Annotated in this window: 18 protein-coding genes; 13 read left to right on the top strand and 5 right to left on the bottom strand. The window is 66.2% G+C overall.

Annotation, left to right across the window (positions count from 1 at the left end; all coding sequences use genetic code 11):
- The first annotated feature begins 87 nt into the window (after positions 1–87).
- Together AC1DBD_RS03415 and AC1DBD_RS03420 are read left to right on the top strand one after the other, a co-directional pair.
- Entirely contained in the window at positions 88–1,308 is a 1,221-nt protein-coding gene (locus tag AC1DBD_RS03415; RefSeq protein WP_175321266.1) for a pyridoxal phosphate-dependent aminotransferase, read from the top strand.
- A gap of 69 nt (positions 1,309–1,377) precedes the next feature.
- Complete coding sequence (locus tag AC1DBD_RS03420; RefSeq protein ID WP_441417128.1) at positions 1,378–2,232, top strand: polyphosphate kinase 2 family protein; 855 nt, start codon at positions 1,378–1,380, stop codon at positions 2,230–2,232.
- A gap of 15 nt (positions 2,233–2,247) precedes the next feature.
- Here AC1DBD_RS03420 and AC1DBD_RS03425 read toward each other — a convergent pair whose 3' ends face one another.
- Both AC1DBD_RS03425 and xseA read right to left on the bottom strand, forming a co-directional pair.
- Positions 2,248–2,490 (bottom strand): exodeoxyribonuclease VII small subunit, encoded by a 243-nt coding sequence (locus AC1DBD_RS03425; protein WP_175321268.1) that lies wholly within the window; start codon positions 2,488–2,490, stop codon positions 2,248–2,250.
- A gap of 99 nt (positions 2,491–2,589) precedes the next feature.
- A complete protein-coding gene (xseA, locus tag AC1DBD_RS03430; RefSeq protein WP_476981421.1) occupies positions 2,590–3,876 on the bottom strand; it encodes an exodeoxyribonuclease VII large subunit in 1,287 nt (428 codons plus the stop codon).
- A 220-nt stretch (positions 3,877–4,096) separates the two neighbouring features.
- Between xseA and AC1DBD_RS03435 the strand changes: the two genes are divergently transcribed.
- Together AC1DBD_RS03435 and AC1DBD_RS03440 are read left to right on the top strand one after the other, a co-directional pair.
- The gene (locus AC1DBD_RS03435; protein WP_476981422.1) at positions 4,097–4,960 is read left to right on the top strand and encodes a hypothetical protein; all 864 of its coding nucleotides are present in this window, start codon (positions 4,097–4,099) and stop codon (positions 4,958–4,960) included.
- 22 nt (positions 4,961–4,982) lie between these two features.
- On the top strand, positions 4,983–6,074 hold the full coding sequence (locus AC1DBD_RS03440; RefSeq protein ID WP_441417131.1) for a 4-hydroxy-3-methylbut-2-enyl diphosphate reductase: 1,092 nt from the start codon (positions 4,983–4,985) through the stop codon (positions 6,072–6,074).
- A 48-nt stretch (positions 6,075–6,122) separates the two neighbouring features.
- Here the strand turns inward: AC1DBD_RS03440 and AC1DBD_RS03445 are convergent, their stop codons facing one another.
- Entirely contained in the window at positions 6,123–7,415 is a 1,293-nt protein-coding gene (locus AC1DBD_RS03445) for a DNA recombination protein RmuC (protein ID WP_476981423.1), read from the bottom strand.
- A gap of 145 nt (positions 7,416–7,560) precedes the next feature.
- Here AC1DBD_RS03445 and ychF point away from each other — a divergent pair, with 145 nt between their 5' ends.
- Positions 7,561–8,646, top strand: a complete 1,086-nt coding sequence (gene ychF, locus AC1DBD_RS03450; RefSeq protein ID WP_441417133.1) for a redox-regulated ATPase YchF — start codon at positions 7,561–7,563, stop codon at positions 8,644–8,646.
- Positions 8,647–8,953: 307 nt separating this feature from the next.
- Here ychF and AC1DBD_RS03455 read toward each other — a convergent pair whose 3' ends face one another.
- Both AC1DBD_RS03455 and AC1DBD_RS03460 read right to left on the bottom strand, forming a co-directional pair.
- Positions 8,954–9,742: an SDR family oxidoreductase gene (locus tag AC1DBD_RS03455; protein ID WP_476981424.1), complete on the bottom strand. Its 789-nt coding sequence runs from the start codon at positions 9,740–9,742 to the stop codon at positions 8,954–8,956.
- Positions 9,739–10,620: a helix-turn-helix transcriptional regulator gene (locus AC1DBD_RS03460; protein WP_476981425.1), complete on the bottom strand. Its 882-nt coding sequence runs from the start codon at positions 10,618–10,620 to the stop codon at positions 9,739–9,741. The genes AC1DBD_RS03455 and AC1DBD_RS03460 overlap by 4 nt, the downstream gene beginning before the upstream one ends.
- A 102-nt stretch (positions 10,621–10,722) precedes the next feature.
- Here AC1DBD_RS03460 and AC1DBD_RS03465 point away from each other — a divergent pair, with 102 nt between their 5' ends.
- The 8 genes from AC1DBD_RS03465 (at position 10,723) to AC1DBD_RS03500 (ending at position 18,051) form a co-directional block, all read left to right on the top strand.
- Positions 10,723–12,171, top strand: coding sequence for an MFS transporter (locus AC1DBD_RS03465; RefSeq protein ID WP_476981426.1), 1,449 nt, complete (start codon positions 10,723–10,725; stop codon positions 12,169–12,171).
- A gap of 102 nt (positions 12,172–12,273) precedes the next feature.
- Positions 12,274–13,341, top strand: a complete 1,068-nt coding sequence (locus AC1DBD_RS03470; RefSeq protein ID WP_476981427.1) for a zinc-dependent alcohol dehydrogenase family protein — start codon at positions 12,274–12,276, stop codon at positions 13,339–13,341.
- Positions 13,325–14,206 carry an aldo/keto reductase gene (locus tag AC1DBD_RS03475; protein ID WP_476981428.1) on the top strand — a complete coding sequence of 294 codons (882 nt, stop codon included), beginning with the start codon at positions 13,325–13,327 and terminating at the stop codon, positions 14,204–14,206. Before AC1DBD_RS03470 ends, AC1DBD_RS03475 begins: the two co-directional genes overlap by 17 nt.
- An 18-nt stretch (positions 14,207–14,224) precedes the next feature.
- Complete coding sequence (locus AC1DBD_RS03480) at positions 14,225–15,241, top strand: aldo/keto reductase (RefSeq protein ID WP_476981429.1); 1,017 nt, start codon at positions 14,225–14,227, stop codon at positions 15,239–15,241.
- On the top strand, positions 15,238–15,609 hold the full coding sequence (locus AC1DBD_RS03485; protein WP_476981430.1) for a nuclear transport factor 2 family protein: 372 nt from the start codon (positions 15,238–15,240) through the stop codon (positions 15,607–15,609). The genes AC1DBD_RS03480 and AC1DBD_RS03485 overlap by 4 nt, the downstream gene beginning before the upstream one ends.
- Positions 15,610–15,674: 65 nt before the next feature.
- Complete coding sequence (locus AC1DBD_RS03490; protein WP_476981431.1) at positions 15,675–17,255, top strand: Na+/H+ antiporter; 1,581 nt, start codon at positions 15,675–15,677, stop codon at positions 17,253–17,255.
- 117 nt (positions 17,256–17,372) lie between these two features.
- Positions 17,373–17,642, top strand: coding sequence for a carboxymuconolactone decarboxylase family protein (locus tag AC1DBD_RS03495; RefSeq protein ID WP_476981432.1), 270 nt, complete (start codon positions 17,373–17,375; stop codon positions 17,640–17,642).
- Positions 17,643–17,649: 7 nt separating this feature from the next.
- Positions 17,650–18,051: a cupin domain-containing protein gene (locus AC1DBD_RS03500; RefSeq protein WP_476981433.1), complete on the top strand. Its 402-nt coding sequence runs from the start codon at positions 17,650–17,652 to the stop codon at positions 18,049–18,051.
- Positions 18,052–18,178: the final 127 nt, after the last annotated feature.

Consider the following 18,178-nt stretch of genomic DNA (forward strand, 5'->3'; position numbering starts at 1 on the left):
GCGGCCCCGGGGAGCCCGTGTGACGCGGACTTCCGCTGTGAGACAAGTCTCAGGGGAAGTACATCCGCCATATGGCATATTTGATGAATGGCAGAATTCAAGCAGTCCACCAAGCTTCATAATGTCCTCTACGACATCCGTGGACCGATTCTTCAGGCCGCCCAGCAGATGGAGGCAGAGGGTCACCGCATCCTCAAACTGAACATCGGAAACCCGGCCCCGTTCGGGTTTGAAGCGCCGGACGCGATCCTGGTGGACATGATCCGCCACCTGCCGCACGCCCAGGGCTACAGCGATTCCCGAGGCATTTTCTCCGCCCGCACCGCCGTCTCGCAGTACTACCAGACCCGCGGCATCCAGAACATCCACGTCGACGACATCTACCTGGGCAACGGAGTCAGCGAGCTCATCACCATGTCGCTGATGGCCCTGCTGGACGACGGCGACGAGGTCCTCATTCCCACCCCGGACTATCCGCTCTGGACGGCGTCGGTGGCCCTGGCCAGCGGGAAGCCTGTGCATTACCTCTGCGACGAGGAATCCGGCTGGCAGCCGGACCTGGACGACCTCGAAGCGAAGATCACGCCGCGCACCAAGGGCATCGTGGTGATCAACCCCAACAACCCCACCGGCGCTGTCTACCCGGAGGAAACGCTCAAGAAGATCGTGGCCCTGGCCGAAAAGCACGGCCTCGTGCTGTTCGCCGACGAGATCTACGAGAAGATCCTCTACGAGGACGCCGTCCACGTGAACATGGCCAGCCTCACCGGCGACGACGTGCTCTGCCTGACCTTCAGCGGGCTGTCCAAGGCCTACCGCGTCTGCGGCTACCGGGCCGGCTGGATGGCCATCTCGGGTCCGAAGAAGGACGCCGCGGACTACCTTGAAGGCATCAACCTGCTCGCCAACATGCGGCTGTGCGCTAACGTGCCGGCGCAGCATGCGATCCAGACGGCACTCGGCGGATACCAGAGCATCAACGACCTGATCCTGCCCGGCGGCCGTCTGCTGGAGCAGCGGAACAAGGCCTACGACATGCTCAACGCCATCCCGGGCGTCAGCACGCAGCAGGCCCGCGGGGCGATGTACCTGTTCCCGCGCCTGGACCCCGAGGTCTACCACATCCGCGACGACGAGAAGTTCGTCCTGGACCTGCTGCGCCAGCAGAAGATCCTCGTCTCCCACGGCCGCGCCTTCAATTGGGTCCGGCCGGACCACTTCCGAATGGTGACCCTGCCGAACGTCAAGGACCTCGAGGAAGCGATCAACCGCATGGCGGACTTCCTGAGCCGGTACCAGGGCAACTAGGATTCGGGACAGCAGCGCCGCTCGCCGAACGTCCGGCCGGCGGGCTGCCCGAACCGGAAAGAGGCTTTGATGGCAGATGTCGTGGACTTCGACAAACATCCCTCCGAGACCCTGAGGGCAGGCAAGAAGTTCAGCCTCCGCGACCTTGACCCGGGTTCCACACCGGGCTACGCCGGGGACAAAGCCGCCGGAGAGACCCTGCTTAGCGAGCTCGACGGCAAGCTCACGCAGCTGCAGGAGCAGCTCTTTGCGGAGTCCAGGACCGGCGGAAAGAAGCGCGTCCTGCTGGTCCTGCAGGCCATGGACACCGCGGGCAAGGGCGGCATCGTCAACCACGTCATGGGCCAGATGAATCCGCAGGGTGTGCAGCTCAAGTCGTTCAAGGCGCCCACCCCGGAGGAACAGTCCTACGACTTCCTCTGGCGGATCGAGAAGGAAGTACCAGCGGCCGGCATGGTGGGCGTGTTCGACCGTTCCCACTATGAGGACGTCCTGATCCACCGGGTGCACCGCTGGGCGGACGCAGAGGAACTGGAGCGCCGCTACCGGGCCATCAACGAGTTCGAGGCCCGGCAGACGGCCGCCGGGACGAAGATCGTCAAGGTCATGTTGCACATCAGCCGCGACGAGCAGCAGGAACGGCTGCTCGCACGGCTGGAAGACCCCTCGAAAATGTGGAAGTACAGCGGCAACGACCTCAAGGAACGGGCCTTCTGGGACGACTACATGGACGCCTACCAGGCCGCTTTTGAGCGGACCAGCTCCGAGCTTGCGCCCTGGCACGTGGTCCCTGCCAACAAGAAGTGGTATGCCCGGATCGCTGTACAGCAGCTGCTGCTGGACGCGCTGGAAGGACTGGCGCTCGAGTGGCCGGTCCCGGAGATCGACGTCGACATGGAGCGCGAGCTGGTGCGGCGCTCCTAGCCGGCCGGCCGTAGGTCAGCTTTCCTGGCCGGCCTGGTCCCGGGCCGCGGCGAGACGCTTGCGGGCGCCCTCGAGCCACTGCTCGCACCGCTTCGCGAGGGCCTCCCCGCGCTCCCACAGTGCGAGGGATTCCTCGAGACTGGCGCCGCCGGCCTCCAGCCTGCCCACCACGCCCACGAGTTGTTCGCGGGCCTCCTCGTAGCTGAGGCCGTCGATGTCGGTGTTCGGGGTCGGGGTTGCTGCGTTTTCTGCTGCCATGCTGATGCTCCTTGCGTGGGTCCGGTGCCTACCGCGTGTCGGGGTCCCGTCGCGGGGTCCGGGAAGTCTGGATTGCCTGGGTTCTTGGAAATGGGCCGGTCAGTCCTCGGCGGGCTCCTGACCGCCGGTGGACTGGGCCTTAAACCTGCCGCCGGCCACCCGCACGGCCAGGGGAGTGCCGGCGGGTGCTTGGTCCGGGTGTCGCACCACTTCGTGGCGGGTTCCCGGGGCGGTGCTGCCATCGTCGAGCTGGACGACGGCGTAGCCGCGGTCCAGCGTTTTCTGCGGCGAGAGGGCGCGCACCTGGGCCTTAAGGTGGACCAGCTGGTCGGCGGCCCGCACGACGGCGGTGTTGATGGCCGCATGGGAGCGGCCCTTGAGCCGTTCGACGTCGTCGTGCCGGGCGGTGACCATGCCCTCCGGGGCTGCCAGCACCGGTCGGGAGCGAAGCGAGGCCAGCCGGTCCGTCTCCCGCTCGACCAGGCGGGTGACGCCGCGGCGCAGTTGCTCCCGGGCCTGCCGGACCCGCGCCAGTTCCTCCACGACGTCGGGCACAATCCGTTTCGCCGCATCGGTGGGCGTCGAGGCGCGCAGGTCGGCGACGTCATCAAGGATGGGACGGTCCGCCTCATGGCCGATCGCACTGACGATCGGCGTGGCCGCGGCGGCCACGGCCCGGATGAGTTCCTCGCTGCTGAAGGGGAGCAGGTCCTCCAGGGCGCCGCCGCCGCGGGCGATGACGATGACGTCGACCTCCGGGTGGGCGTCCAGCTCCTGCAGCGCGCCGATGACCTGGGCCACCGCGGTGTTGCCCTGGACGGCCACCTCGCGGATTTCGAATTCGACGGCGGGCCAGCGCAGCGCCGCGTTGCGGAGCACGTCTTTTTTAGCATCCGAGTCGCGGCCGGTGATCAGGCCGATCCGATGGGGGAGCAGGGGCAGCCGCTTTTTGCGGGAGTCGGCGAACAGCCCCTCTGCCGCGAGGGCCTGGCGCAGACGTTCGATCCTGGCCAGCAGGTCGCCGAGTCCTACCGGCCGGATGTCCTTGACCGACATGTTCAGCCGGCCCGTCTTCAGCCAGAACTCGGCTTTGAGCAGCGCCACCACCCGGGAACCGCGCTCCAGCGGCGTGGGCTGGCGGTCCAGGACGTTGGTCCAGACCGAGGCAGGGAGGGAGATCTCCGCGTCGATGTCCCGCAGCGTGAGGTAGGCGTTGGTGCCGCGCCGGTTGAGTTCGATGACTTGGCCCTCGATCCAGGCCGAGGGCGCCCGGTCGATGTGCATCTTCAGTTTTTGTGAGAGCAGCTGCAGCGGCCACGGGTTGTCCGGGCTGGTGTCTGCCGCAGTCGCCGGCAGGGTGGTTGCCGCGGCGGTGTCTTCAGACATGCCGGTGGCCGCCGGCGAGAAGTGCCTGGTGCAGGTGCGGGTGCATGCATGGTCCTTTGATAAAGAGGGGAGCTGCTTCAACTCTATCCATAGCTCTACTAGTAGGGCCGGACGTTTTGGGCCGCTGCTATACGGTGCCCCGCTTTACGGTGCCCTGCATTCGGGTTCGCGGCGACGCCACCGTAGGATGGCTCTACTCCCAACCTTCTAGGAGACTTTCGTGCGCACTTTTGTCTCGGCCATTGCAGTGCTGATCGGCCTCGCCATGGCGGCTGTTGCCGTCCCGGCCATGTGGGTGGACCGGAACATTGTCCAGGAGGAGGGTTTCGTCGCCCTCACCGCACCGCTCGGCAAGGACCCCGCGTTCCAGAAGAGGCTGGCCACGGCCGCCGTGAATGGGATGGCCTTCGGCGGCCAGCAGCTGCCCGCCCCCCTCGAGGCCGTGGTCAAACCGATCCTGGCGGACGCCGCGCAGTCACTGACCTCCATGCCCGGATACTCGGAGGCCTGGGCAGAGACCCTGCGCAGGAGCCACCGGCTAAGCTTCGCCGATCCCCGCACGCTTCCGCCGGAAGTGGCCGGCACCACCTCCCTGACCCTGGACGTCGCCCCGCTGGTCGGGTTGGTGGTCAAGCGCGTCTCGGAGGCCTCTCCCGTTCCGGTTAAGGCGCCGGAGCAGGTGCGCATCAGCATCGGCCAGTCCGACCAGCGCCAGCTCATCGAACGGGTCTCGGCCTATGCGCCGATGGGCACCGCCGTGGCTGTGGGCTCGGCCATTGCGTTCCTCCTGGCGTTCGTCGCGGCGCGGCGGAAGTGGACGGTCCTTGCCGGGACCGGTCTGGGGGCCTTGGTCCTGGCCGGTGTCTGGAAATTTGGCTCGGACGCGGCAGGAACGATGGTCCAGGGCGTCGGGAGCGGCAACGACGTGGCGGGGATCTTCAAACGTGAATTCGTGGCGGCAGCCACGGCCAGCTTCGGGCAGTGGATTGTGGCGGCGCTGCTGGCGGGCGGCGTGCTGCTGGCCGCCGGCATCGTGCTCCGTGTTGTCGGCGCCCGCCGGCCGGCGTCAAATAACCTGCCGTAGCGAACACCGGTAGCATTGGGGCATGACCTCCACCGCTGTATCCATTCCGATGCCCTCCGTTCCGCGCCGGCGGCGTTCGCCGGAGGAAGTGCTCGCGGCGGCACCCGTGACCGGACCGAAGAAGGTACTGTTGGCGGCCCCGCGCGGCTACTGCGCCGGCGTCGACCGTGCCGTGATTGCGGTGGAAAAAGCGCTTGAGCACTACGGTCCTCCCGTCTACGTCCGCAAGCAGATCGTGCACAACGTCCACGTTGTCAGCTCCCTCGAGGAAAAGGGTGCCATCTTCGTTGACGAAACCGACGAGGTTCCTGAAGGCGCCCTGGTGATCTTCTCGGCGCACGGTGTCTCGCCGGCTGTTGTGCAGTCTGCGGAGGACCGGGGCCTGCGCACCATCGATGCCACCTGCCCGCTGGTGACCAAGGTGCACAAAGAGGCTGTCCGCTTCGCAAAGGACGATTTCGACATCCTGCTGATCGGCCATGACGGCCACGAGGAAGTCGAAGGCACCGCCGGCGAGGCCCCCGAGCACATCCAGATCATCAACGGCCCGCACGAGGTGGACAAGGTGACGGTCCGCGACCCGGAAAAGGTTATCTGGCTCTCGCAGACCACCCTGAGCGTGGACGAAACCATGGAGACCGTGCGGCTCCTGAAAGAGCGGTTCCCCACGCTGCAGGATCCGCCCAGCGACGACATCTGCTACGCCACCACCAACCGCCAGGTGGCCATCAAGAAGATCTCGCCCCAGGCCGACCTCGTGATTGTGGTTGGCTCGGCCAACTCCTCGAACTCCGTGCGCCTCGTGGAAGTGGCACTTGAATACGGGGCGAAGGCCTCCTACCGGGTGGATTTCGCCAACGAGGTGGACGAGTCCTGGTTCGAGGGCGTGGCCACGGTAGGCGTGACCTCGGGGGCGTCCGTGCCCGAGGTCCTGGTGAAGGACGTACTGCGGCTCCTGGCCGACTACGGCTACGGTTCCGTCGAGGAAGTCGTCACAGCGGAGGAGGACCTGCTGTTCTCGCTGCCAAAGGAACTCCGGGCCACGCTGAAGCAGGCCGGGGACGTCACCCGAGCCCTTGGCGGCCGCGGCACCCGCGCCGCCAAAGAGTCCTAGCCCGGGGCACAGTCCTCGCCCGGAACAGTCCTCGCCCGGAGAGTAGTCCTACGCGGCTGACTCTTCCGAGGTGCCGGCGTCGTTGCGCCGCTCGACGTCGTCGGCCCGGTCGCCGACGACGTCCCGTACGCCAATTTCCTGCTGGAGTTCCGGTGCCGCCACCGAGCGCGGTGTCACCTCGACGGTGACCGGAGTCGCCAGGCCCGCGCCGTCCAGGGCGTTGAGCTTCCGTGCGGTGGGCAGCACCCTGGCCTCCAGTGTGCCGACCAGGGAGTTGTAGCGGTCCACCGAGGTCTTCAGCGATGAGCCAAGCTTGGAGACGTTGTCGCCCAGGGTTCCCATCCGCTCATAGAGCTGCTGCGCCAGTTCGAAAAGCTCCCGCGCGCTGTCCGTCAGCACGTCCTGCCGCCAGGTGAACGCCACCGATTTAAGGACCGCCAGCAGCGTCCCGGGAGAGGCGAGGACGACGTTCTTGGACAGCGCGTAGTCCAGCAGGGCCGGATCCGCAGTGAGTGCCGCGGCCAGGATCGACTCCGCGGGCAGGAAGCAGACCACCAGTTCCGGGGCATTGCCGGGGATGTCCCAGTACTTCTTGTTGCTCAGGGCGTCCACGTGGGCCTTCAGGGCCTTCGCGTGGGTGGTCAGCAGGGCCTGCTGACCGTTCAGCGTTCCCGCCCCGGCGGCCCGGCTTCCGGCGGTGGCGCCGAGTTCCTGCGCCTCAAGGTAGGCCGTCAGCGGCACCTTGGCGTCCACCACGAGCTGCTTGTCGCCCGGGAGCTGCACCACGAGGTCGGGCCGGACGGTGTTCTCTGATCCGGAACCGGAGCTGTGAAGCTGCTCGTGGAAGTCCACGTGACGGAGCATCCCGGCCGCCTCGACCACGCGGCGCAGCTGCACTTCGCCCCACTGGCCGCGCGCGCTGTTGGAGCGCAGGGCGGATTCGAGCGCATGCGTTGAGCGCAGCAGCTGCTCGTCAGACAGCCTCGCCTCCTGCAGCTGCTGGGCGAGCTGGCCGTACTGTTCCAGCCGGTCCCGCTCCAGCAGCGAGACCTGCTGCTGAACCGCGGTGAGCTTTTCCGCTACGGGGGCCAGTGCACGCAGCACGCTGCCGTCCTGCGTTCTGGCGTCGCCCAGCTCCCGGTTCTGGGCCGCCAGCAGGCGGCGTTCGGCGTCGGCGGCGGCGAACTGGGCGCTGACCTCGGAAAGGCGCGCGGAGACGCCGTCGAAGTCCTGTTCAAGGCCGGCGCTGCGACGCCGCAACACCACGAAGGTGAAGGCGGCGCCGGCGACGGCTCCGATCAGCAACATCAGCAGGGCGAGAATGAGTGCGAAAGCGTCCATGCCTTCACTCTGGCACGCACCCCTGACACTTTTAGCCAATGACGCACGGGCCCTCACGGTCTGAGGCAGCCAGGAGCGACGCCGACGGCGAACGGCGCCCCGCCGCCGCAGGGGACCGGCCCGTTTACCGGTAGAATCAATACTCGTGGCTCTTACTATTGGCATCGTCGGACTGCCCAACGTCGGCAAATCAACTCTTTTCAACGCACTGACCCGCAACCAGGTGCTCGCAGCGAACTACCCGTTCGCCACGATCGAGCCCAACGTCGGGGTCGTGAACCTGCCGGACCCGCGGCTCGAGAAGCTGGCGGCCATCTTCGGCTCCGCACGCCTGCTCCCGGCCGCCGTGTCCTTCGTGGACATCGCCGGCATCGTCAAGGGCGCCTCCGAAGGTGAGGGCCTGGGCAACCAGTTCCTCGCGAATATCCGTGAGGCCGAGGCCATCGCGCAGGTCGTCCGCGTGTTCGATGACCCAGACGTCATCCACGTCGACGGCAAGGTTGATCCCCGCTCGGACATGGAGACCATCAACACCGAGCTGATCCTGGCGGACCTGCAGACCATCGAGAAGGCCGTCCCCCGGATCGAAAAAGAAGTAAAGATCAAAAAGCGCGAAGCCGCCGAGCTTGCCGCCGTCAAGGCCGCCCAGGCTGTGCTGGAACGCGGCGACACCATCTTCTCCTCGATCAAGAGCGACAAGCTCGAGATGGAACACCTCAAGGAGCTGGGCCTGCTCACGGCCAAGCCGTTCATCTACGTCTTCAACGCGGATGAGGGAATCCTTGGCAGTCCGGAGAAGCAGGAAGAGCTGCGCGCCATGGTGGCCCCGGCCGACTGCATCTTCCTCGACGCCAAGCTCGAGTCCGACCTCGTCGAACTGGACGAGGAAGAAGCCCGCGAAATGCTGGAAATGAACGGCCAGGACGAGTCCGGCCTCGACCAGCTGGCGCGCGTCGGCTTCCATACGCTGGGGCTGCAGACCTACCTCACCGCCGGTCCCAAAGAGACCCGGGCCTGGACCATCCACCAGGGCGACACGGCACCGCAGGCCGCCGGCGTGATCCACTCCGATTTCCAGCGCGGCTTCATCAAGGCCGAAGTTGTGTCCTTCGACGACCTCATCGAGGCCGGCTCGATGGCCGAAGCGAAGGCCCGTGGCAAGGTCCGCATTGAAGGCAAGGAATACGTCATGGCCGACGGCGACGTGGTTGAATTTAGATTTAATGTCTAGATTTGACCTCTCTGAGGACTTGCATGGCCGCCAAGAACATGTTCTTGGCGGCCATGCTTTTGCGACCGCTTTCCCGCTGAAGGATTGACGCACCTCTTCCCATAAAGCCTTATCCTTCCCAGATACGACCAGGATTCCTTCCAGCTGGGCTGATAAGCCGCAGCGAACTCGGGACGGGGGAGACCGTATAGCTTCCGACCTGATCGGACCGTCCGTGATAGTCGCCGAGAGAAACGTGCTTGGCGGCTGGGTGCTATGGCCCCGAGGCAACCGGATCTGACCCACGGGGAAGCCTTGAGCCCGGACGCTAGCCTTCGGTCCTGGAGTTTCCGGCGGAGATGGAGGCGAGGTCACGACGGAACATTTCTGGCTCACTCTCCGTGGGGAGGTCGACCACGTCTTCGACTGCATCCAGAGACCCAGCTGGGTCCGGCATCAAGGCACCAAAGATTGGGGTGAGGTCGGTTTGTTCGGGACCGTGCTCGGCGACGAGTTCGAAGGTCTTGTGGTCGGCGGCGTCTATGTGCAGGCTCTCGATGAGGACGCGGGCGATCTGGTCCCGGGCGATAACGCCGTCGGAGGGGGAACCGGCCTGCCGCCGGTCGCCTTGGAGCATGACGACTTTCCGCTGGTCGGGGTCGTTGTAGTCGAACCAGCCCGGCCGGACGATCGTGTACGGGTTGCCGCTAGCGCGGACGAGCCGCTCGCCGCGCAGCTTCCACTGGGCGTAGGCGACGCCAGGCCGTGTGGTGCCGATAGCAGTCATGAGGGCAACACGGATCCGGCAGCCGTCCAAGGATTTGAGGACGTTCGCGACCCCGGCGTAGTCGTTGTCCCGCACGTCACGTTCATTGGTGGTGGACCCGTGGGTGAAGACGACAGCATCGACTCCTTCGACGGCTGTGCCGAGGGTTTCGGGGCGGGTCAGGTCACCGACGACGAGCTCGGCCGCGTCGGGGAGCACACGGGCGGCGCGGGCCTGGTCACGTACGAGTGCCCGGACAGCGTAGCCTTGTTTTAGGGCCTCGGCTACAGCGTAGCGGCCGATGCTGCCGGTGGCACCGGCAATGAGCACGGTGGAGGGACGATCGTTCATTTCTTCTCCTTAACGGCAGTTTCGGGAGCAGTGGGCTGGGTGGCTGCCCAGCTGGCGAGGACTTTGAGTGCGTCCTCGGACGGTGACCGGGGATCTGCTGTGTAGACATTGATGCGCAGCCCCGGCTCTGCCGGTAGTTCCAATGCCTCGAAGCTCAGGTCCAGGTCTCCGACGATGGGATGGTGGAGCCGTTTGCGGCCGGTCCGGTGGTACTTCACGTCGTGCCGGGCCCACCGGGTGCGGAACTCCTCGCTTCGGGTTGAGAGTTCACCAATCAGGTCCGTGAGGTCCTTGTCGTAGGGGTTCTTCCCGGCGGTGGAGCGCAGGACGGCGACGATGTCATCCGCCGCGCGTTCCCAGTCGGCGAAGAACTCCCGCGCCTTCGGGTTCAGGAACGTGAAGCGTGCGCTGTTCGGCGGGGTGGTCTGCTCTGCCATCAGGTCCAGGTAAAGCGCCCGGCCCAATTCGTTGGAAGCCAGGACATCGCCGCGGTCGTTCCGGACCCAGGCAGGGGCGGCCGTGATCGCGTCTAGGACGCGCTGCACGCTGGGCCGCACGGTCTGCGGGCTGCGCTTGCGCCGCACCCGGGGAGAAGCTGTGGCGGCGCGGGCGAGGTCAAAGAGGTGGGCCGTTTCGGCCTCGTCGAGCTTCAGGGCCCGGGCGAGTGCTTCGAGGACGCTGTCGGAGGCGCCGGAGAGGTTTCCGCGCTCCAGACGGACGTAGTAATCGATGCTCATCCCGGCGAGCATCGCGACTTCCTCGCGGCGCAGGCCGGTAACGCGACGGTTGCCGCCATAGACCGGCAGGCCGGCCTCATCCGGCGTGATCCTTGCTCGCCGGGAAGTCAGGAACTTCCGCACGTCATCGCTGTGTGTCATGGCATCCACGCTACGCGGAGGCTAGTGCTTGAGGGAGGGACTGTCAGTACCCTGTACGACAGTGACTCCCGGCGCGTGAGGAATCACGGTTGCATGGAAAGCATGAAACGTGCATCCACACCTGCTGTCCATCCAGCGGCGATCCTGACGATCATCCTCGCCAGCTACTTCATGATCCTGCTGGACAATTCGGTGATCTTCACCGCGCTGCCGAGCCTGCAGGCCGATCTGCGGCTGAGCACCGGCGAGCTTTCGTGGATACAGGACGCCTACGTCCTGGTCTTCGGCGGCCTGCTGCTTCTCGGCGCCCGCGCCGGCGACCTGCTGGGCCGCCGGCGGGTCTTCGTCTTCGGGCTGGTGGTGTTCTCGACCGCGTCCTTGCTGATCGGGCTGGCTCCCTCCGCCGGGTGGGCCATCGCCGGCCGCGCCGTTCAGGGCATCGGCGCGGCTGTGGTGGCACCGGCGTCGCTGTCCCTGCTCACGGCGAGCTTCCCGGAGGGCCGTGAGCGCACCCGCGCGGTGGCTCTGTACGGTGCCACGGCAGGGATCGGCGCCAGCCTGGGCCTGGTCATCGGCGGCGCCCTGGCGCACTGGATCTCCTGGCGGGCCGGTTTCTTTGTCAACGTGCCCATCGGCGCCGCCATGATCATCCTCGCGCCGCGATTTCTCCCCGAATCCGGACGTGCCAGTGGACGGTTCGACGTGGCCGGAGCACTCAGCGCCACCCTGGGCGCCGGCGCCCTGGTGTTCGGCATCATCAACACCGCCGATGCGGGATGGACTTCCCCGGTCACCATCACGGCCGTCAGCGCCGGCGTCGTGATCCTCGTCGCGTTCGTGCTGATCGAACGCAAGGCCGCCCAGCCCATCATGCCGCTGCGGCTTTTCGCGAGCCGCCGCCGCACAGGTGCCTACTTTGCCCGCTTCCTGTACCTGGGTGCGATGATCGGGTTCTTTTTCTTTACCACCCAGTTCATGCAGGAAGTCCTCGGCTTCGATCCGCTGCAGGCAGGCATCGGGTTCCTGCCCATGACCGCGGTCAACTTCGCCGTCGCCATGGCCAACCCAAGGCTCGCCCGGCGGATGCCCGGCTCCGTTCTGCTGATGGCCGGGATCCTGCTCTCGCTGGTGGGGATGTTCTGGCTCAGCCTCGCCGGAACGAACTCGTCCTACCTGGCCGACGTGGCCCTGCCCATGGTCCTCATCGGCGCGGGCCAGGGCCTGGCGTTCGCGCCGCTGACGTCGTTCGGGATCATCGGCGCACCCGCCGCCGACGCTGGCGCCGCATCCGGCCTGCTGAATACCTTCCACCAGATCGGCACCTGCCTGGGACTTGCTGTCGCGGTGGCCGCGGCCGCCTCCGTACCCGCCAGCCCGGCCACCGCCCATTTGGCGGCGCAGGTCAGCGCCGCCCTCACCGTCGGCAGCGTCCTGCTGCTCATGGCGCTGGCCGTCACCGCGGCGCTCATCCTGCCCGCAGACCTCGCTTCACGGCGACCCACGACACTCCGGGCGGCAGTGCCCGCACCGGAACCCGAACCGGCCCGCTGACCCACCGTCCCCCCCTTCATGGGGGTACTGACATGCACTCCCACGCGGTCCGTGACCGGTGTTGACTGGAAATCGGCCCACAACTTACTAAGGAATCCCAACATGCGAGCAACACTGATGTACGGCGCCGGCGACGTGCGCGTCGAAACCGTCCCCAACCCCACCATTCAGGAACCGACTGACGCGATCGTGCGCATCGTCGCCGGCTGCATCTGCGGCAGCGACCTGTGGCCCTACGCCTCCAGGCCCGAGTCCGCCGAAGGATCCCGCATGGGCCACGAATTCGTCGGCATCGTCGAAGAACTCGGCTCCGAGGTGACCGGCCTGGCGATCGGTGACTTTGTCATCGCGCCCTTCGTCGCCTCCGACGGCACCTGCGACTTCTGCAAGGAAGGCCTGCAGACTTCCTGCCGCCACGGCGCCCACTGGGGCGGTCACGACGACGGCGGCCAGGGCGAATTCGCCCGGGTCCCGCAGGCATCCGGCACCCTCGTCGTCGTCCCCGCCGGCTTCGATGAGAAGCTGATCCCGTCGCTGCTCAGCCTCTCCGATGTCATGTCGACCGGATACCACGCGGCCAAGAAGGCCAACATCAAACCCGGCCAGAGCGTCACCGTGATCGGCGACGGCGCCGTCGGACTCTCCGCCGTCCTTTCCGCCAAGCTCATGGGCGCCTCACGAATCATCCTCATGGGCCGCCACGAGGCCCGCACCGACCTCGGCCGGGAGTTCGGCGCCACCGACGTCGTCGCCGAACGCGGCGACGAGGGCATCGCCAAAGTCCGGGAACTCACCAACGGCGACGGCACCCACGTCGTACTCGAAGCCGTCGGGCTCAAGCCGGCGATCGAAATGGCGATCGGTGTGGTTCGCGACGGCGGCGTCATCAGCCGCGTCGGCGCACCCCAGTTCTCCGAAGTTCCGCTCGGGTTCCCCGAGTTCATGCGCAACATCACCCTCACCGGAGGTGTCGCACCGGCCCGCGCGTACATCGAGGAACTGCTGCCCCTCGTGCTCGACGGAACCATAGAACCCGGCAAGGTCTTCGACCGCACCATCGGCATCGACGACGTTCCCGCCGGCTACAAGGCAATGGCCGACCGAGAAGCCCTCAAAGTACTCGTCCGCCCGCAACCACACAGTCAGGAAAATCATGAACATCACGCTTAACAACGGAATCACGATGCCCGCCCTCGGACTCGGCGTTTTCCAAAGCCCGCCGGAAGAGACGACGGCGGCGGTCGAGGCCGCGCTGGCAACCGGCTACCGGCACGTCGACACCGCCGCCGCGTACGGCAATGAGCGCGAAGTCGGTGAGGGCATCCGCCGCTCCGGTCTGGACCGTTCGGAGGTTTTCATCGAGACCAAGGTCTGGGTCAGCGACTACGGCTACGAGGAGACGCTGCACGCGTGGGACAAGGCGACCGGCAAGCTGGGCGTCGACTACCTCGACCTGTTCATCCTGCACCAGCCCGCCCCCGACCGGTTTGAGAAGACCGTCGCCGCGTACAAGGCCCTGGAGGTTCTGCTTGCTGACGGGCGGGTGCGGGCGATCGGTGTCAGCAACTTCATGCCGCACCACCTCGCGCAGCTGCTCGCGGCAATCGACGTCGTCCCGTCGGTAAACCAGATCGAGCTGCACCCCTACTTCGCTCAGCCTGACGTACAGGCCGCCGACGCACGGCACGGCATCCTGACCCAGGCCTGGTCACCGATCGGCGGCATCACCTTCTACCCCGGCTGGGGCGAGAACCGCCGGAACGTGATGGAAGACCCTACGATCGCCGCCATCGCGCAGACGCGCGGCAAGAGCCCCGCCCAGGTCATGCTCCGCTGGCACCTCCAGCAGGGCCGCTCCGCCATCCCCAAGTCGACCAACCCGGCACGTATCGCTCAGAACTTCGACGTCTTCGACTTCGAACTCAGCCCAGACGATCTCGCCGCCATCGACGCCCTCGACACCGGCGTGCGCAACGGACCGGACCCCGATGTGGCCCGCGAAGACCGCTTCGCCATGGCCATCCCCGAAGCCTGAGACGGAGGGACAGAACCCATGGAACACCGTTCCCTTGGCCGCACCGGCGTGCAGGTCAGCCCGCTCTGCCTGGGCGCGATGATGTTCGGCCCCTGGGGCAACGACGACCGCGCCGATGCGCACCGCATCATCCACCGCGCCCTCGAAGCAGGGATCAACTTCATCGACACCGCCGACGTCTACTCCGGCGGGGTGTCCGAGGAAATCATCGGACAGGCCCTGGAAGGCCGGCGCGACGATGTCTTCCTCGCCACGAAGTTCTTCATGCCCATGAGCGAGGACCCCAACCAGCGCGGCGGATCCCGCCGCTGGATCATCCGCGAGGTCGAGAACTCACTGCGCCGGCTGAAGACCGACTACCTCGACCTCTACCAGGTGCACCGGCCGAGCCCGGACACGGACGTGGAGGAAACCCTCGGCGCCCTCACCGACCTCGTCCGCCAGGGCAAGGTCCGGTACATCGGGTCCTCGTCCTACTCCGGATCCCAGATCGTCGAAGCCCAGTGGGCGTCCCGTGAACGGCACCTGGAACGGTTCGTCACCGAACAGCCGCCATACTCGATCCTGGTCCGCGGCATCGAGGAGGACATCCTGCCCACCGTTCAGCGCCACGGGATGGGTACGCTCACCTACAGCCCGCTCAGCGGCGGGTGGCTTTCAGGGCGCTGGCGCAAAGATGCAGCGTCCGCACCCACCTCGAGTGCCCGCCCGAACGCCCGGTTCGATATGAGCAGCCCGGCCAACCAGCGCAAACTCGACATCGTCGAAAAACTCGCCCAGCTGGCCGAAGAGGCCGGGCTGAGCCTCATCGAGCTGGCCATCGCGTTCGTGATCAACCACCCCGGCGTCACGTCCGCCATCGTCGGACCGCGCACCATCGAACAACTCGAGTCCTACCTCCCGGCCGCAGACATCAAACTGAGCACCGATGTGCTTGACCGCATCGACAAGATCGTCGCACCCGGCGTAACCGTCAACCCCGACGACAACAGCTACGGCGCCCACGAACTCGCAGCGCAGGCAAGACGGCGGTGACAGACGTGACCGCAGCGGCAGTAAAAGCGCTCCATGTAACCCTGTGCGAGGCGATGGTGGCCGGCGAAGTTGCGGCACTGGACAGCATCCTCGCCGACGGATTTACCCTGACGCATATGACCGGATACGTGCAGTCAAGGTCGGAATGGCTTGAGGCCATTGAGGCCGGCGAGATGCAGTACCACCGGATGGAAACCGTGGAGGCCACCCACGGCATGGACGCCACAATGCCAGAGCTGACCGCCCGAACACTTACCGACGCAACGATCTGGGGCTCGAGGGCCACGTGGCGCCTGACGTTGCGCTCCCGGTTCGAACGGCGCGGAGACGACTGGGTCATTTCACGCACGGTCGCGTCAACCTGGTAACCACCGGCCCGGCGGCCCGTCCGTGAGGCGGGGGCAATAGAACAAACAGATTGAAAGGACATGCCATGGAAGGCCTGGAAACCGTCGTGCTGCTGGGTCTGGCCTTACTGGCCGGAGCCATCCTGGCTCCCCGGCTCCGGGTCGCCGCGCCGTTGCTGCTGCTGGTCTTCGGACTTTTCCTTGGCCTGGTTCCGCAGCTGCGGCAGATCCAGCTTCCCCCGGAGACCGTGCTGCTGATCTTCCTGCCGGTGATGCTGTTCTGGGAGAGCTTAACCACGTCGCTCCGGTCGATCAGGAGGGATCTGCGCGGCATCGTTTTGCTCAGCACTCTGCTGGTCTTTGGCTCTGCGTTAGCCGTCGCGGCAGTGGGACACCTCCTTGGCCTGCCATGGAACACCGCGCTTATTCTCGGCGCTGCCCTGGCTCCGCCGGACGCGACGGCGGTTGCGGCTTTGGGCCGGATGTTGCCGCGCCGGAACTTTATGCTGCTCAAAGCCGAGAGCCTGACTAATGACGGCACAGCCCTGGTGCTGTACGCGATCGCTGTAGGCGCGGCACTGGGGGGCAACTACACGCCACTGAACATCGCCGGCCTGTTCGCGCTCTCTTACGTCGGCGGGGCGGTCGCCGGCACCCTGGTCGCGGCCGGGGCCTTCCTGCTCCTGGTCCGGGTACGCGACCCGCTGATAATCAACATCGCGTTGCTGATCACCCCGTTTGCTGCCTTCCTCCTCGCCGAAGCGGTTCACGCTTCCGGAGTGCTGGCCGTTGTAGCCGCCGGACTGATCATCTCCTTCACCTCCAGCCGGATCAGCACCGCAGCATCGCGCCGCCAGACCGAGTCGGCATGGCCCCTTGGCTCCTACCTCCTCAACGGCGCCCTATTCGTCCTCATCGGCCTCCAAGTGCAGACCGCCATGCACGAAATCGCGACCGGCGATCTGGGCCGGCTTCTGCTGTCCACATTTGCCGTGTGGCTGACCCTCGTCATCGTCCGGTTCCTGTTCCAAACCGTGAGCGTCGCGGTCATCCGGGTCCTGGATCGCCGCCCCACCCAACGTGGGCGCAGGATGACTTACCGGGCACGGATCGTCAGCTCCATCGCCGGCTTCCGCGGAGCAGTCTCCCTCGCCATAGCTCTGTCCGTGCCGTCGGCGCTCACTGACGGCAGCCCTCTCCCCGGCCGCGACGACATCATCCTCATCACCGCCGGCGTTATCTTGCTGACCATGCTTGTCCAAGGCCCGTTGCTTCCCGCGGTTGTAAGGTGGGCCCGGCTTCCGGAGGAGCCCGAGGAGGAAGAACTCCGCCTCGCCGAGCTGGCCATCGCCTCCGCCGCCGTCACGGCCGTCGACGAGCTCGCGCACGAACTGGGCACCACCACAGAGCTCCGCGACCGCCTCGCCGACGAGTATCGATCCCACCTAGCGGTCACTCAGGCGCTGAAAGCCGGTTCCGATCCGGTGGCGACTCTGCAATCGCGCCATGAAGAAACAAAGCTCCGCCAAGCCGTCCTCGGGCGGAAGCGCGAAGCACTCCTGGGACTGCGCCTCGCCGGCACGGTCGACGACACCATCGCCCGGCGACTGCAAACCAGGCTTGATGTCGAAGAGCAACGTCTCACCGGCGTCCAGGACATCGACTGACAGCCTTGCGAAAAACCGAACTCTACAGAGTTCAAATCGAAAGAAGGATCATTATGACTGATCAGCCCAAGCAGATCGGCGGCGGCCGGAGAATGTTCGGCGACTTTGCACCCAAGCTTGCCGAGCTCACCGACGACGTGCTTTTTCGAGCACGTTTGGAACCCGCCTGAACTCCCCGCGCGGGACCGCAGCCTCATCACCGTGGCCGTGCTCACCGCGGGCGGGAACACAGAGCAGTTGGGCTTCCACCTCGGCCGCGCTCTGGAGAACGGCGTGACGCAGGAAGAGCTCATCGAAGCCATCACCCACATCACGCTCTACGCCGGCTGGCCCAAGGGCATGGCCGCGATGCGCGTCGCCAAACAACTATTCACCGACAACAAGTAGGAAAAACATGAACATCGAACCCGCCGTGCCGACAACGAAAAACCCATCCGCGCAGTTTGCCGGCGACGTTTGGCTCGACCCGATCGCCCTGCCCCATGAGCCCGGCCAGACGATGGTCGTCGCCACCGTCCGCTTCGCCCCCGGAGCCCGCACCGCCTGGCACTCCCACGAGCACGGCCAGTACCTTCGGGTCACCCAAGGGGTTGCCCGCTTCGGCGGCCGCGACGGCAAGACCATTGAAGTCCACCCGGGCCAGACTCTTTACACCGCACCCGGCGAGGAACACTGGCATGCCGCCGCCCCCGGCTGCTTCATGGAACACATCGCCATGCTCCAGAACGGCGAAGACCCCGCCACCACCACGACCTGGGGTGAGCACATCACAGACGACGAGTACAACGGCCGCTAACCACCGTCTCCCCCTGAGAAGTCTGGTTTCGCGTCTCTGCTCCACGGGGCTGTACACGGCGATGAGCAGCCGTCGGCCTACGACCGCTATGTAGAGGTTATTCCGTGACGGAACGTGGTGGAGTTCC

Source organism: Arthrobacter sp. 10T419 (assembly GCF_056394105.1).

Bases quoted from the DNA above. Each gene is read 5' to 3' on its own strand.
- AC1DBD_RS03415 (WP_175321266.1), top strand. From the start codon at position 88: ATGGCAGAATTCAAGCAGTCCACCAAGCTTCATAATGTCCTCTACGAC.
- AC1DBD_RS03420 (WP_441417128.1), top strand. From the start codon at position 1,378: ATGGCAGATGTCGTGGACTTCGACAAACATCCCTCCGAGACCCTGAGG.
- AC1DBD_RS03425 (WP_175321268.1), bottom strand. From the start codon at position 2,490: ATGGCAGCAGAAAACGCAGCAACCCCGACCCCGAACACCGACATCGAC.
- xseA (WP_476981421.1), bottom strand. From the start codon at position 3,876: ATGTCTGAAGACACCGCCGCGGCAACCACCCTGCCGGCGACTGCGGCA.
- AC1DBD_RS03440 (WP_441417131.1), top strand. From the start codon at position 4,983: ATGACCTCCACCGCTGTATCCATTCCGATGCCCTCCGTTCCGCGCCGG.
- AC1DBD_RS03445 (WP_476981423.1), bottom strand. From the start codon at position 7,415: ATGGACGCTTTCGCACTCATTCTCGCCCTGCTGATGTTGCTGATCGGA.
- AC1DBD_RS03455 (WP_476981424.1), bottom strand. From the start codon at position 9,742: ATGAACGATCGTCCCTCCACCGTGCTCATTGCCGGTGCCACCGGCAGC.
- AC1DBD_RS03460 (WP_476981425.1), bottom strand. From the start codon at position 10,620: ATGACACACAGCGATGACGTGCGGAAGTTCCTGACTTCCCGGCGAGCA.
- AC1DBD_RS03465 (WP_476981426.1), top strand. From the start codon at position 10,723: ATGAAACGTGCATCCACACCTGCTGTCCATCCAGCGGCGATCCTGACG.
- AC1DBD_RS03470 (WP_476981427.1), top strand. From the start codon at position 12,274: ATGCGAGCAACACTGATGTACGGCGCCGGCGACGTGCGCGTCGAAACC.
- AC1DBD_RS03475 (WP_476981428.1), top strand. From the start codon at position 13,325: ATGAACATCACGCTTAACAACGGAATCACGATGCCCGCCCTCGGACTC.
- AC1DBD_RS03480 (WP_476981429.1), top strand. From the start codon at position 14,225: ATGGAACACCGTTCCCTTGGCCGCACCGGCGTGCAGGTCAGCCCGCTC.
- AC1DBD_RS03490 (WP_476981431.1), top strand. From the start codon at position 15,675: ATGGAAGGCCTGGAAACCGTCGTGCTGCTGGGTCTGGCCTTACTGGCC.
- AC1DBD_RS03500 (WP_476981433.1), top strand. From the start codon at position 17,650: ATGAACATCGAACCCGCCGTGCCGACAACGAAAAACCCATCCGCGCAG.